Origin of the sequence: Rhizobium sp. AG207R (assembly GCF_027109195.1) — a bacterium.
GTDB lineage: Bacteria > Pseudomonadota > Alphaproteobacteria > Rhizobiales > Rhizobiaceae > Rhizobium > Rhizobium dioscoreae.
Genome location: NZ_JAEPVT010000005.1, coordinates 376,874 through 390,257 on the forward strand (window position 1 = coordinate 376,874; position 13,384 = coordinate 390,257).

Below are 13,384 nucleotides of genomic sequence, written 5' to 3' on the forward strand. Positions count from 1 at the left end.
GAGCGTGCGGCTCGACCATACGCACCGCGAAGCCATTACTGTACCAGCACCGGCTGCGTGCATCTTGCGTCAGTAACGCTCACGTCGGCTTGACCAATACCAAGCCCGAGAAGGCCGAGTAGGCCGTACAGAACCTGATCGAGGGGCGCGGTCACGACCGACAGCGTATCGGCAACGGCTGAAAGCACTCCCGACGGCGTTCCAATGGTCAAGATGAGCAATTGGATAGTGATCGTCGCGTTTTTCAGAAGCGACGAGACCGTGGACGTGAGGACTGTACTGGTGGAAACCGTCTTGATTGTACCTGCCGAGATCTCCGACGGCTGAAAGTTCAATCGTGTCGGGCTCATATTGGCGATATCGACCTGCGCACTCGCAATCACTTTGAGAAGAAGGGAATCGATGATCGCAGCCGGCGTTACCCGCGGCTCAGAGCCGAAGTTTACGAAAGCAGACGTATTGACGTCACCAAGATCTACCTCGGCAACACCGGGCACGGCGTCTATCCCGACGACCGCGTTTGGCATGGAACCGCCGACACAGGTGATCGAGGCAAGCTTGGCTTCCGCGGGAGCAAGCTCGATATAGAGGGGAACCCTGAGCTTCAACCCGGCGATCAGCGACAGGCCGGTGACGGCGACTTCGAGCGCGGCACGGACTTGCGGCGTACGAACGATCGTGCCCGGAGCGCCCACGGCAAGGGCCGGCGTCTGCTGGGACATTTCCCCGATCGCCAGCGTCAGCTTCGCCGTCGCGACGCCTGGCAGAGCGGCCCCGAGATCGATCGCGATCTGCTTTTGCTGGTTGGCAGCCATTGCGGTCGCCGAGATCAGATCCAGCACGTTCATGGTGGCCGTCAGATTGGGGGAGGTGCCGACGACATTGCTCCCCAACGGACCGAGATTCACGATATCCTGCAGCTTGACGGTCAGCTTCGTTGTGGCAAGCGTCTTGCCGAGATTGTTGATGAGGGTGACGACTCCGGTCGAAAGATTGGTCGACTTGCCAAGAGCGCCGAGAATCTTGTCATAGGTGACGTCAGTTGCCAGAAGCTCGTTATAGCTCACGCCAGTAAGCTTGAGATCCGTAGCCAGCAGATTGAGAAAGCTCAGAAGATTGACATTCGCGCTGACAAGCGACTGATAATCGGCGACTTTCAGAGAGATTTGCGTCCCTAGCAACGTGCCAAGGAGCTGGTTCAGAATACCGCCATTGAGGCTCGCAAGCCGCGATCCCACCGAAAAGGCAGCCAGGCGCTCGCTGGACGCGGTGCCCGTCGCGCTCAAGGTCGGCGGCGTGGCAAAGGCGGAAGCGAAAGGCATCACCGCCTTTTGGGTCAATGTCACCTTAACGGAATCATACGGCGAGGTTCCCGTAGAGGAGAAGCGGTTTGCAAGCGGGATCGATGTATCTGCCGTGTAGGTGCCGAGGACCAGATTGGCCATGGTCTCATATTGACCGGAGTTGGCCGCAGCTGCGGTGACGAGCCCGTTGCTCGTCATATAGTTGCTGCCCGAGGCAACTGCCGCGGTCGTGCCATTGCTCTGGAGATTGTTCAGAAGCGCAGTCCGCGCATTTGCGATATCGGAAGCAGCCGATATCGCGCCGATGTCGCTCAATTGCTGCAGGCGCCGTTGCTGCAGCGTCATCATGCCGTAATCGATGCCGAGGCCAAGGCAATAGAGGATGAGGGGCGAGACGAGCGCAGTCGTGATGGCGACGTTTCCTCGCCTGTCCCGCAGAGAAGCGAGCCGACCGAGAAGCCGCTGCATCAGAGACCTCCGAGCCGGATGGTCGAATAGCGGCGGATGGTTTGATCCGGCATCGCAAAGGTATAGAGGTTCCAGATCGGAAGAGCCGACGCGTCATAGCTGGCGCTGACCGTGAATTGATTGACATTGGTCGGGTCGGTGGCGACGGTTATCGTCAACTTGCTCTTGTCGATGAAAGCGTCGTTGATCGTCGAATTGGTGACGAAGCTTTGAACCAGCTGGCTTCGCTCGTCCGCCGACAACCCGGCGATTGCCGTGCGGGCAGCGTCGGCCGTCAATTGCTGCAGCGAATGAGCGGCGGTAAGATAGATGGCAAAGGCAACCAGCGTGAGAAGCAGAAGGAAAAAAAGCGGCGCGATGAGAGCGAATTCAACTGCTGCAGCGCCCTCTTTCTCCCTGTTGAAATGAGAAACACGATACATGGTCCTGTCTCCTTCAATCGACCTTCATCTGCGCGATGACAGTCGAGGAGACCTTAGGCTTCGGATGTTAATTTTATATTTCTAAATAAGATATTTTCTAATATTATTTACATCTTAAAGATACCGAATACTTAACCAAATCATTATTTCACTGGGGAATAGCTGTCTTGGCAAAATTCCGAGCATGAAAAGCTTGCCAGAATATTGGCACCATGACCTTCCATTTGCAGTCGATGGAAATCTGTCCTTTCCAACCGCTGCGTCTCGCCCGCGCCGCACCTTCGACAGCGCTGGCCTGTTGGATGCCCCGATCAACAGCAGACATCTACTTCTTCTTCGGCACCAGATCCCAGCCGCCCTGAATGTTTCTCACGAAACGGCAGTTTCCTTTGTAATAGGTGACGGCGCCTGTCCGATCCACCTTGATAGACGTCGGCAGCAATTGCGTCGCCGCCTTCAGCCGCTCGACCATGTCAAGTGCCTCCTGCCTCTTTCCCGCGCGGATCAGCGCCATCAGTTTCGACTCTTGTTTCATCCTCTATACTCCCGTTGATGGAGGTCTAAGGGCGGGCGGAACTTGCGACTTGTCAGTCCTATTTGCATATCGATCACCCCACTCGGCGTTGCATGAGCAGCGAACGCAGTGCCACGGCCACCACGCAGACGCTGGAAACAAGGAAGATAGCGCCGGACATCGCATAGATTGTCGGCGACGCACCGGCATTCATCTTGCCGAACAGCACGACCGGCAAGGTGTTCTGGCGGCCTGCCAGATAGAAGGCGCGCGTGAATTCGTTAAGGGACAGCAGGAACGAAAAGATGAAGGCGCTGACGAGACCCGGCCGGATCAATGGCAGGGTAATATCCCAAAACTGCCGGAAGCGGCCGGCACCGAGATCGTCCGCCGCCATCAGATAGGTCCGCTTGACCGCGGCAAAGCTCGTCAGGATGACGATGAAGGCAAAGGGCATTGCCCATAAAAGATGGCCGGCAATGACAGTCAAAGCCGATGCCTTCACGCCGGCGCGGCTGATCACCGTCGATAACGCCAGCCCCTGGATGACGCCCGGTACGAACATCGGTAGCAGCACAGTCAAAAACCACAGGCTGCGTCCGCGATGAAGCTCGCGATGCGCCAGCGCCGCGCCGAGCGACAGCAGCGTCGCAATGAAAGCCGTCGCAAGCGCAATGACGATCGACTGGCCGAGCGCGGCGACGAGCGCGCTTTCGGAGCCGAGTGCAAGGTACCATTTCAGGGTGATGTCGGAGAAATGCGGCAGCCCCGGCTGCAGTGCAGGATTGAACGAGACACCGAGCAGGTAAAGCGGCGGCGCATAGATCACTATGAGGCCGAAGATGGTCAGCGCCCAAATGACGATGCGCGGGGTCGCTCCTTCTCTGACGATCATTGGCCTCGCTCCTCGAATAGTGAGGAGAGGCCGAACAGGGCATCCCCGATCAGCACCAGCCCAAAGACGATGGCGAGCATCAGCGTCGAAATCGCAAAGGCGAGCGGAAAATTGGCGACGCGCATGACGTCGTTGATCATCACCGAGACGATTGAAGCGCCAGCGCCGCCGAGCATCTGCACCTCCGTCGAGGAGCCGGCAACCATGACGAAGACGAACAGGAAGCCGGCGAAGACGCCGGAATAGGTCAGCGGCAGCAATACCGTGCGGACCATCGTCCAGAATCCGGCACCGAGATCGCGCGACGCCGCCAGCGCGATCGGATCGACACGGCGCATGGAAAGCAGGATGGGGAAGGTTGCGAACGGCAGGTAGGAGGCGATCAGTCCGACGATGACAGCAAAATCGCTGAACAGCAGCCAGTCGAGCGGCGCATCCGTGATGCCGGCCTGCTGAAGGAGCGTGTTGATGACACCGGTGCGGCCGAGCAGCAAGCGCCAGGAGAAGGAGCGAATGAGATAGGACGTGAAAAACGGGATCGTAAGCAGGGCCGCAAGCACCACAGACAGGGTGCGGCCCGCCAGGAAATACATCGCATAGGCGGTGGGATAAGCGATGACGAGGCAGATAGCCGATGTCAGAAACGCCTTGCCAAGGGTGGACAGGAACACGCTCCAGCGCCCGGCCTCCAGAATGGCGCCATAGGCAGCGAGGCTGAATTCCGGCTTGATCCAGTAGGTGGCGGAATCCCAGGCGCAGAAGCTCCAGACCACGACAAGAACGAGCGGCGCAAGGCCGAGCAGGATGATCGCCGCGAGCGGAGCAGCAAGCAATAGAACTGGTGTTTTCATCGTCTAACCCTCCTTCTCTCGGCGTTGATCCTATCGGCTCGGGGCCGGCCTCTCCCTCGGCAGATACGCCAGCCCCGATCCATCATGTTAAATCAGGCGTTGCGCAGCTTCTGCCACCACTCCTCGTAGAGTTGGAAATTGTCCGGGCGGCAATTCTGCCAGTAGACCTTTCCGGAGAACTTGGCCTTCACATGTTCGGCAAGCTTGGCAACGTCCTCGGCCCTATATTCATCCGGATGGGCCTTGGCGTAGGCGAGGTTGTTGTCGGTCGGCACGAGATAGCCGCGCGCCTTGCCGAGCTCGCAACCGTAGAGACCGGCAAGCAGACCATCGACGAACTTGTGGGCGACGTCGGCCTTGCCGCGCTCCGTGGCGCCCTTCAGCAGTACCGTATTGTTGCCCCAGCCTTCGTAGCCTTCGACGGGAGCTGCATACTCCACTTGCAGCCCGCGCTTGCGGCCTTCATAGACGATCGGCTCCCAGCCGGTCATAGCGTCGACTTCCTCGTTCGCCACCAGCTGCACGCCCTGTTCCCATCCGTTCCAGAAAGTGCGGAACTGGCCATCCTTCTTGTGCTTGATCAGGAACTCCATGACGAGGCCGAGCTCGGATTCCGTCAGGTTGCCGGGCTCCTTGATCGGCTTGTTCTCGGCTTCCTTCAGATAGATGGCGGTGAAGATGGCACTGTTGATCCACGCATCTTCCATCGCGACCCGGCCCTTGAGCTTGGGGTCGAAGATGACGCCATAGCTGTCGACTTTGCCGAGCTTGTCGGGGCGATAAATGATAGAGTCGGCGTTGACGACGGTGGGAATACCGTACTGCTTGCCCTCATAGGTCAAGGTCGGGATATCTTTGGCCCATTGCCAGATGCCGGCGAAATTCGAGATCTTGGAGACGTCCCAGGGGGCAATCAGGCCCTGCTTGGCGAGCTCGCGCTCGGCGCCGCCCTGAAAGCCGCCGACATCGAAGAGATCGTTGGCATTGCCGGCGGCAAGGCGCGCGACCACCGGCCCGACATCGTTGCCGTTATCGGTAAACTCAGGCGAAACGCCACTTTGGCGAGTAAACTCCTGCCATTTGTCGCCGATATCGAGCGTGGCGGTACCCCAGAATGCAACCGAAGCATCATCGGCCATTGCACTCGTTGCAGAAAGCCCGCCGACGGTGAGTGCAGCCGCACCCGCACCCATCAGCTTGAGCATGTCACGGCGCTGCATGTTACTCCTCAAGGCAGAGGAGACGAGATTATTGCTCTTGTTCATCGTGTCATTCCCTTCCCTCATTTTTCGCTTGTGTCAGCTATTCGGGTTCTACTCATCGCCTCCAGCCAGAGCCGGTATTCCGGAACGATCGATCAGGAGCGCAGCGCCCGGCTTCAGACACACGCGCACGCTTTCGCCCGGCAAGGGCGGAGTTGCGTCCGCGCTAGTCGTTAACACCACGCGCTGGCTGTCGGCGAAAGCGAGCGTAACGTCATGGCTGAGTCCGCGATAGATGCTTTCGACAACCTTAAGTTCAATTATTTCGGCAGCCTCTTCGGCAGCCGGGATCAGCTCAATTCGGTCCGGGCGGATTGCGACAAGCGCATCGGACGGAGGCGCGGCTCCGGAAAAGCTCGCACCGATGCGCTGTCCCGCAATCGTAACGAGAGCCCTGCCGCCTGAAACCGAAATGCTTTCGGGCCTGAGGAGCGTATCGATGCCGACAAAAAGGGCAACAAAGGCATTGGCCGGTGCCTCGAAGAAGCGCGACGGCACGTCGGTCTGCTCGATCCGCCCCTTGTGCATGACAGCCATCCGATCGGAAAGGCTGAGCGCCTCGTCCTGATTGTGGGTGACCAGGATAAAGGTCGCACCGGTACGCTTGTGAAGGCGGCCGAATTCGTCGCGCATCTGCTGGCGCAACCGCTCGTCAAGCCCGGTCAGAGGTTCGTCGAGCAGAAGAATGCCCGGTTCCATGACGAGCGCGCGAGCCAGCGCAACGCGCTGGCGCTGGCCGCCTGAGAGAAGATTGACGTCGCGATCCGCAAAACCCGAAAGTTCGACGAGGTCCAGTGCGCCATCGACCTTGCCTTTCAGGGCGGCACCGGACAACCCGCGCAGCTTCAGCCCATAGCCGATATTCTGGGCGACATTCATATGCGGAAAGAGCCCGAGCGACTGGAAGACGGTATTCACCGGCCGGCGATTGGCCGGAACATCGGCCATGTCCCTTCCATCGAAAAGCACACGGCCCGAGGTCGGCTTATCGAAGCCGCCGATCAGCTTCAGCAGAGAGCTCTTGCCGCAACCGGACGAACCGAGCAGCGTAAAGAACTCCCCTGCCCTGATGTCGAGCGTCACGTCGTCGACGGCGCGCGTCGGCCCGTAATTTCTGACGATATGGTCGAGACCGATCGCTATCGCCATACTAGACGCGTCCCCCATCACATTCGCGGATGAGCAGCAAGCCTTCCTCGCTCACTTCCAGTTCCTGTCCGGCAACAACCAGCGATGTCGCGGTTGCCTCCTCGATGATGAGCGGGCCGGCAATCCTCTCGGAAGACGGGAGCCGCGTGCGCTCGTAGACGGGGCAGGACACCCAACCGGTCGTTCCGCCGAAATAGACGTCGCGGCACCCCTTGAAGGCTGCATCCAGCGACCGGCCGGCGCCATCGAGTTTCGGAATGGCGATGACCGGGCCGTGGAGTACTGCCTCCAGATGGATCATGGTAATCTCGACCGGCGAACCGGGCAGGCAGAAGGTATAGGCGCGCTCATGCGCGGCATGGAAGCGTTCCGCAAAGCTTTCAGCATCGTCCTCCATTTCGAAGGGGGCGAAGACTCCGTGCTCCTGTCCGCGATACCGAGCTTCGACGCGGCAGGCGTAGCGTATCTCCGCCGCATCGCCTTTGGAGAAATATCTGACTGCCTCACGCTTCAGCTCGTCGAAACGACGCTTCAGATTGCTGACGGCTTCAGGACCAAGGGGCGAGAACCACGTGCTGCGGAAATCGGCCCGTGGCTCCGCCGCCAGCATTCCCCAGGCCGAAAAGATGCCGGGATGCGGCGGCACCACAGTCATCTTAACGCCGAGATCGCGCCCGAGGCGGGCGGCAAGCGCCGGCCCTGCGCCCCCGGAAATGACGAAAGCGGCATCGCGCGGATCGTGTCCGCGCTGGACGGTTACCAGCTTCAACGCGTTGATCATCGACGCATGCGCGATCTCGACGATCGCGAGCGCCGCATCCTCGACCGATAGCTCCATCGGCTTGGCAACCGTCGCGATTGCCGCCGCAGCCTTGGACTTATCGAGCTGCATCTGGCCGCCCGCGAAGCTTGCCGGATCGAAGATGCCAAGCGTCAGCAAAGCATCGGATAGCGTCGGCTTGTCGCCGCCACGGCCATAGCAGGCAGGCCCGGGTGTCGAGCCAGCACTTTCCGGGCCGACGCAGAGCGCTCCGCGCTCATCGATGCGGGCAATCGAGCCGCCGCCGGCACCGATTTCGACGATATCGACCACCGGCACCTGCACCGGATAGCCGGGTGCGATGCGGGTGTGCTCGAGCTTGTATTCGCTGTCAAGCGTCGGGCGGCTATCGTGGATCAGCGAGCATTTCGCCGTCGTGCCACCGACGTCGAGCGACAGCACTTCGGATTCGCCAAGCACAGTGCCGATACGCGCGGCACCCGCCACACCGCCGGCCGGCCCGGATTCGACCAATGTCAGCGGGCTCGTCTGCGCCTGATCGAATGTGGAGATGCCGCCGTTCGACTGCATGGCATAATAGGGGCAGGTGAGATCACGCTCGGTCAGCGCGCTTTCAAGCCGCGCAAAATAGCGCTTGATGATCGGCTGCACATAAGCGTTAAGCACGGCCGTATTGGAACGCTCATATTCCCGCCATTGACGGGAAACCTCGTGGCTGGCGCAAACCGTGACATCCGGCAGCGCTTCGGCGATCGCCTTGGCACAGGCGATCTCATGCTCGGGATTGGCATAGCTGTGGAGGAAGACGACGGCGACCGCCTCGACCTTGCGAGCACGGCATTCACGGACGATCGGCTCGATATCGCCAAGCTCGATGGGCGTCAGCACCCGGCCTTTGGCATCCATGCGTTCGCGCACCTCGAAGCGTAGGCTGCGCGGCACAAAGGTTTCCGGGCTCTTGAACTGGAGATTGTAGAGATCGGGGCGATTGCCGCGGCCGATTTCCAAGACGTCGCGAAAGCCGGCGGTCGTCACGAGCGCCGTGCGGACGCCCTTTCGCTCCGTAATCGCGTTGATGACGGTTGTCCCGCCATGCGCAAAGAAAATCACGTCGCGCGCCGAAAGCCCGTCCTTCTTCTCGGCAAGCTCGATTGCCGCAAGTACACCTTCGGATTGGTCGTGAACGGTCGTCAGGCTCTTGGCGGTAAAGATCTCGCCCGTGCGCTCATCATAACCGACGAGGTCCGTAAAGGTACCGCCTACATCCGTAGCCAGTCTGATCATGACGCCATACCCTCTTCATATCCATAGAGGCTGCGCGCCATCTCGCTGGTGATATAGCCATCTTCGACATCGCGGCGGACCTGTTCCCGTTCGCGAGCACGCGGGTCACCCCAGCCACCGCCGCCGCCTGTAATGATCCGCACGAGATCGCCGCGCTTCAGCTCGATATGCGGTTCGCGGCCGAAATTTCGGACCTTTCCGCCGCTCTCTTTCAGCTGCAGAAGATTGATGCTGCCGGATTTACCACCTTCTATTCCCCAGGGAGGCGTGTCGGTCCGCCCAAAGCTGCAATAGGCGGAAGCACCGTCTCCGAGGATTTCATAATCGCGAATGACACCGAAACCTCCGCGACGGCGGCCCGCACCCGATCCCCCTTCCACGTTCAGCCCATAACGGCGAACGAGCAAGGGAAAGCGCGCTTCGATGACCTCGACGGAGTAATTGTAGGTATCGCCATCGGTTAGCGCGATCAGCGCATTGGCGCCATCGCCGTCCCTGCTCGCGCCCCAGCCGCCGTGTTGCGGCTCGATATGGATGAATGGCTGCCCCGCCTCGTCCTTGCCGGAAACATAGAGGACGCAGAGGCTTGTATAGGAACCGGCGGAAAAGCGCTCGGGCATAAGCTTTGCAAGGGCCTTCCAGACGAGTTCGGAAGCATGCACCGAACCCTCATAATACCAGCCCGTCGGAGAAGGCTTCTCGGCGGTGAAAACCGAACCCTTCGGCGCAATGACGGAGAGCGGCCGGAACCAGCCCTCATTGGAGGGTGCCTGTGGTGCGACCAGCGCCTTGAAGATGGTGCGCACCGCCGACTGCAGCGCGCCCGCCGCACAATTGATCGGGCCTGCGACGGCAGGCGGGCAACCGGTGAAATCCGCCTTCAGGCGATCTCCGGAAATCGTGACGGCAACCTTGACCGAAATAGGATCGGTAGTGACGCCATCGCCGTCAATGATATCTTCCGCCTCATAGATCCCGTCCGGCAATGCGGCTATGGCGGCGCGCGCCTGCTTCTCGCTGACCGACAGGAGGTGATTAAACGCGGCTTCGACGACATCGGTGCCATATTTGTGCGCAAGCTCGCCCATCCGGCGCGCAGCAACACGGACGGTCGCCACCTGAGCCGTGAGGTCGCCGATCGCGACTTCGGGCAGACGAACATTCTCGCGGATGATGCGCAGGACTTCGCCCGAGAAGCGATCGCTGCGCACCACTTTGACGCCCGGCAACCTCAGTCCCTCTTGGAAGACAGAGGTGGCGTTCGGCGCAAGAGAACCTGGAACCGAGCCACCGACATCGAGATAATGGGCGACATTGATGGCATAGGCCAATATCCGGCCACCGAAGAAGATCGGCTTGACGATGGCGAAATCGCAGGCATGCGTGCCGCCGGAATAGGGATCGTTCGTAAGCAGGATGTCGCCATCTTCCAGATCATCGCCGTAGAGCGCGATCAGCGATTTGACCTGCGTGCCGAAGGTGCCGGTGAACAGGGTGATGCCGTTCATCTGCGCCACGAGCTCACCGTCACGGGTGAGGAGACCGCAGGCGAAATCAAGCACTTCATAGATCACCGGGCTCATCGAGGTCCTGGCCATGACCACGCCCATCTCGTCGACGGTGGCTGCCAGCTTGCCCTCGATAATCTCCTGCGTCACCGGATCGACGACGATCACGAATCTTCCCCTCATTATTATATTCGCACGCGTGCAGATTAGGTGTTTTTTCGTCCGTCGATAGCCTTCCCGATGGGTGGGCGGGCGCCTCAAAACCTACCCGAACGGGTAGGTCAGCGATCGAGCATGCCCTTTTGACGCGCTGCCGTCACGGCCGCAGTCCGCGTCGAGACATTGAGCTTGGCAAAGATATTGCGCAGGTGAAACTTGATCGTATTGTCGGACAAGGCCAGATTCCGGCCGATTTCCTTATTGGAAAGCCCAGAACTCAACAGCTCCAACACCATGCGTTCCCGGCCGGTGAAGGCATAGCCGCCATCATCGGCGGCAGGTTCGTGCACCGTCTCACCACTCATGAGCAGAGACTGGAGACGCTTTCGAGGAACGTTTGCGACAGTTGGATGATTGGCGAGTGCGCGAAGCTCGCCCAGTCCCGCGGAGTGATCGAGATGAAGCAGCGTCCGGTAGTCGTCGAGGGGGGTCGTCAACACGAGATCGGAAAGGCTGGCGGCGGCGAGATCCGCGCGGCCTTCCGCAAGAAGGATCCCTATTTCGATGAGAGCAAGCTCGATCGCGCGCGGGACATGCGGACGTTGCGACTGACCCATCCTGAACTGATCAAAGACCTCGCGCGCCTTAACCTTCTCACCAAGAGCCAGATAGGCGCGTGTCCAGAAGATCGCCGGCGTGGCTCCGCGCAGATGGATGGCCAGCGCATTGGCGCGATCTGAAACGATTGCCTGCATGCCGAAGCCGTTGGCCTCGGCATGCCGGATTGCCTGATCGAGATCGCCCGATGCCATGAGCAGCATGGCACGTTCACCGTCAATCAATCGCGTCAGCCGATCGAAGCCGCGCCGCCGTGCCACGGCGCGAATGCGATCCATCGCTGCATGGGCGGAAAGCAAATCCTCGCGCATGCGCAGGATCCGTTGCTCGGCCATGAAGCCCGCAGCCAGAAGGTCAAACCAGGTATCATGAAGCTCAAGGTGAGGCAGCGCCCATCCGAGCATCTCCGCTGCTGGCTCCACCTCGCCGCGCATCGACAGAACCTCGGCCTTCAACACCTGGCCGACGGCATCGAGATCGCTGCCCGGACCGATATTGGTCTGCGCTTCGCAGATCAGCTCTTCGTAGGCCGACAGAGCGCTCGCACAATCACCGGAGAGAAAGAAGGCCTGGCCGATATGGGTATAAAGGTGCATGGCGCCGAAATCGGCGCCACCGTCGCGAAAGGCGCGAATGGCCAGATGCCCGTAGTGCAATGCCCGGTCGAGCTCGCTGCGGATCAGGAAATTGTAGGAAAGCATGTTGAGGGCCAGCGCCCGATGAATGAGCTCCATTCCATCCGGCTGCCGCAAATCATCTTCGAGCGCGGAAAGATCGGCCGCCGTCGCCCAGTGATCCGTATAAAGCGCCAGAAGGATGCGCACGACGCGCAGGTCCTTTGCCAAGGTCGGGTCTGCAGCAGCGGCCCGTTCGGCGATGACAAGATAATGATTGGCCGCAGCAAGCTGCGCCGCCTTGGCGTTGAAGATCGAGAGCCCAAGTGTTGCAAGCGGAAAGCGGACGAGATCGATTTCCGAGGCGCGTCCGCTCAAGGCCTGAAAGAGCGTCGCGCCGCCGCGGGTGGTGGCATAGACACGCCGCCAGCCGCCGGCTGTTTCGACGATGCGCGCGGCAAGATTGGCGTCGCCCGCCGCAAGCGCATGATGCACGGCCCGATCTATGTCGCCCTGCGCCTCAAACCAGTGGGCGGCACGATTGAGCGCAAGATTGGCATCGATACCCCTGCGGCTGGCGGTCTTCTTCAGGAACTCGTTGAAGACCGGATGAAACCGCATCCAGTTGCCGGGGCCTGCCAGCAGTGTGACCGGGAGTGCGTAGTCAGCCAGCCTCTCGCTGAGATCCGCCTGCTCTCTGCTTTCCAGCACGGCTTCAAGCAACGAATGATTGAAGGCCGGAAGGGCGGCCGTGCCGATGAGAAACTCACGTATGTCTTCAGGCAGATGTGCGAACACCTGCTCCGACAGGTAAGAGCCCATGTCAGCACCGCCGCCATCGAACGAAGCCAGAATGCTGTCGCTCTCCTCCGATTCCGATACGAGCAGACTCACCATCTGCAGCGCGACCGCCCAGCCTTCGGTCCGGCGATTGAAGGAACCCACCTGTTCCTCTGTCAGATGAGTGCCCTTACCGGCGAAAAGCTCTCCCGCTTCGGCATCGGTAAAGCCAAGCTCGGCAACACCGAACTGTTTGAACTCACCACGCAACCGCAATGCGGAGAGCGGAAAGCGCGGCGGGCTGCGGCTGACCAGCACCAGCTTGACGTGTTCGAGCGAGAGGTCGGCGAGGATCTTCGCCATCAGCGCCTCGGTCGCATCCGTCTGAGCGAAATGATAGTCGTCGAGAAAGGCGACGAGTGGCCCCTCGATCTTGCGCAGGCGCGTCGCCAGCACGGAAAGCAATGCCGCCGCAGGCAGGTTGCCGGCATCCGCGCCATCCTCATGAAGCAGCGTCTGCAGGGCATCGATCAACGCGAGCAGAAAGGCTTCCTGATTGGTATGTTCGGCATCGAGCGACACCCAGCAGAGCTTGACACCATCCTCCTTCAACAGCTCGTACCATTGAACGGCAAGAGAGGTCTTGCCATATCCGGCAGGTGCGACAATGGTCGTCAAACGGCGCAGTCCGGCCCGCCGGAGCTGCCGCAACAGGTCGCTACGTCTGATTGTTTGCTGCCCACTTGATGGGGGAGCAAATCGATTCTGTCCACTC

The 13,384-nt window shown here is 60.3% G+C and carries 11 protein-coding genes; all 11 read right to left on the reverse strand.

Translation table 11 applies throughout. The features are described from left to right. Positions 1 to 35: 35 nt before the first annotated feature. The gene (locus JJQ51_RS14280; protein ID WP_145634830.1) at positions 36 to 1,772 is read right to left on the reverse strand and encodes a pilus assembly protein TadG-related protein; all 1,737 of its coding nucleotides are present in this window, start codon (positions 1,770 to 1,772) and stop codon (positions 36 to 38) included. Continuing rightward, the gene (locus JJQ51_RS14285; protein WP_113329452.1) at positions 1,772 to 2,194 is read right to left on the reverse strand and encodes a TadE/TadG family type IV pilus assembly protein; all 423 of its coding nucleotides are present in this window, start codon (positions 2,192 to 2,194) and stop codon (positions 1,772 to 1,774) included. The genes JJQ51_RS14280 and JJQ51_RS14285 overlap by 1 nt, the downstream gene beginning before the upstream one ends. 148 nt (positions 2,195 to 2,342) lie before the next feature. Continuing rightward, complete coding sequence (locus tag JJQ51_RS14290; protein WP_162748758.1) at positions 2,343 to 2,519, reverse strand: hypothetical protein; 177 nt, start codon at positions 2,517 to 2,519, stop codon at positions 2,343 to 2,345. Then, the gene (locus JJQ51_RS14295; RefSeq protein WP_069610151.1) at positions 2,520 to 2,729 is read right to left on the reverse strand and encodes a hypothetical protein; all 210 of its coding nucleotides are present in this window, start codon (positions 2,727 to 2,729) and stop codon (positions 2,520 to 2,522) included. 73 nt (positions 2,730 to 2,802) lie between these two features. Then, positions 2,803 to 3,603, reverse strand: coding sequence for an ABC transporter permease (locus JJQ51_RS14300; protein WP_113350759.1), 801 nt, complete (start codon positions 3,601 to 3,603; stop codon positions 2,803 to 2,805). Continuing rightward, on the reverse strand, positions 3,600 to 4,454 hold the full coding sequence (locus JJQ51_RS14305) for an ABC transporter permease (RefSeq protein ID WP_113350758.1): 855 nt from the start codon (positions 4,452 to 4,454) through the stop codon (positions 3,600 to 3,602). The genes JJQ51_RS14300 and JJQ51_RS14305 overlap by 4 nt, the downstream gene beginning before the upstream one ends. Before the next feature lie 92 nt (positions 4,455 to 4,546). Then, positions 4,547 to 5,719, reverse strand: coding sequence for an ABC transporter substrate-binding protein (locus tag JJQ51_RS14310; protein ID WP_269244833.1), 1,173 nt, complete (start codon positions 5,717 to 5,719; stop codon positions 4,547 to 4,549). A 48-nt stretch (positions 5,720 to 5,767) separates the two neighbouring features. Beyond that, entirely contained in the window at positions 5,768 to 6,865 is a 1,098-nt protein-coding gene (locus JJQ51_RS14315) for an ABC transporter ATP-binding protein (protein ID WP_269244834.1), read from the reverse strand. 1 nt (position 6,866) lies between these two features. Continuing rightward, positions 6,867 to 8,930, reverse strand: coding sequence for a hydantoinase/oxoprolinase family protein (locus tag JJQ51_RS14320; protein WP_269244835.1), 2,064 nt, complete (start codon positions 8,928 to 8,930; stop codon positions 6,867 to 6,869). Continuing rightward, positions 8,927 to 10,621, reverse strand: a complete 1,695-nt coding sequence (locus JJQ51_RS14325) for a hydantoinase B/oxoprolinase family protein (protein ID WP_269244836.1) — start codon at positions 10,619 to 10,621, stop codon at positions 8,927 to 8,929. The genes JJQ51_RS14320 and JJQ51_RS14325 overlap by 4 nt, the downstream gene beginning before the upstream one ends. Positions 10,622 to 10,719: 98 nt before the next feature. Then, positions 10,720 to 13,287 carry a LuxR C-terminal-related transcriptional regulator gene (locus JJQ51_RS14330; protein WP_269244837.1) on the reverse strand — a complete coding sequence of 856 codons (2,568 nt, stop codon included), beginning with the start codon at positions 13,285 to 13,287 and terminating at the stop codon, positions 10,720 to 10,722. Between the last annotated feature and the right edge of the window lie 97 nt (positions 13,288 to 13,384).

Excerpts from the sequence above, each read along its gene's own strand:
- JJQ51_RS14310 (WP_269244833.1), bottom strand. The coding sequence starts at position 5,719 with ATGAACAAGAGCAATAATCTCGTCTCCTCTGCCTTGAGGAGTAACATG.
- JJQ51_RS14300 (WP_113350759.1), bottom strand. The coding sequence starts at position 3,603 with ATGATCGTCAGAGAAGGAGCGACCCCGCGCATCGTCATTTGGGCGCTG.
- JJQ51_RS14305 (WP_113350758.1), bottom strand. The coding sequence starts at position 4,454 with ATGAAAACACCAGTTCTATTGCTTGCTGCTCCGCTCGCGGCGATCATC.
- JJQ51_RS14290 (WP_162748758.1), bottom strand. The coding sequence starts at position 2,519 with ATGTCTGCTGTTGATCGGGGCATCCAACAGGCCAGCGCTGTCGAAGGT.
- JJQ51_RS14325 (WP_269244836.1), bottom strand. The coding sequence starts at position 10,621 with ATGAGGGGAAGATTCGTGATCGTCGTCGATCCGGTGACGCAGGAGATT.
- JJQ51_RS14295 (WP_069610151.1), bottom strand. The coding sequence starts at position 2,729 with ATGAAACAAGAGTCGAAACTGATGGCGCTGATCCGCGCGGGAAAGAGG.
- JJQ51_RS14285 (WP_113329452.1), bottom strand. The coding sequence starts at position 2,194 with ATGTATCGTGTTTCTCATTTCAACAGGGAGAAAGAGGGCGCTGCAGCA.
- JJQ51_RS14315 (WP_269244834.1), bottom strand. The coding sequence starts at position 6,865 with ATGGCGATAGCGATCGGTCTCGACCATATCGTCAGAAATTACGGGCCG.
- JJQ51_RS14280 (WP_145634830.1), bottom strand. The coding sequence starts at position 1,772 with ATGCAGCGGCTTCTCGGTCGGCTCGCTTCTCTGCGGGACAGGCGAGGA.
- JJQ51_RS14320 (WP_269244835.1), bottom strand. The coding sequence starts at position 8,930 with ATGATCAGACTGGCTACGGATGTAGGCGGTACCTTTACGGACCTCGTC.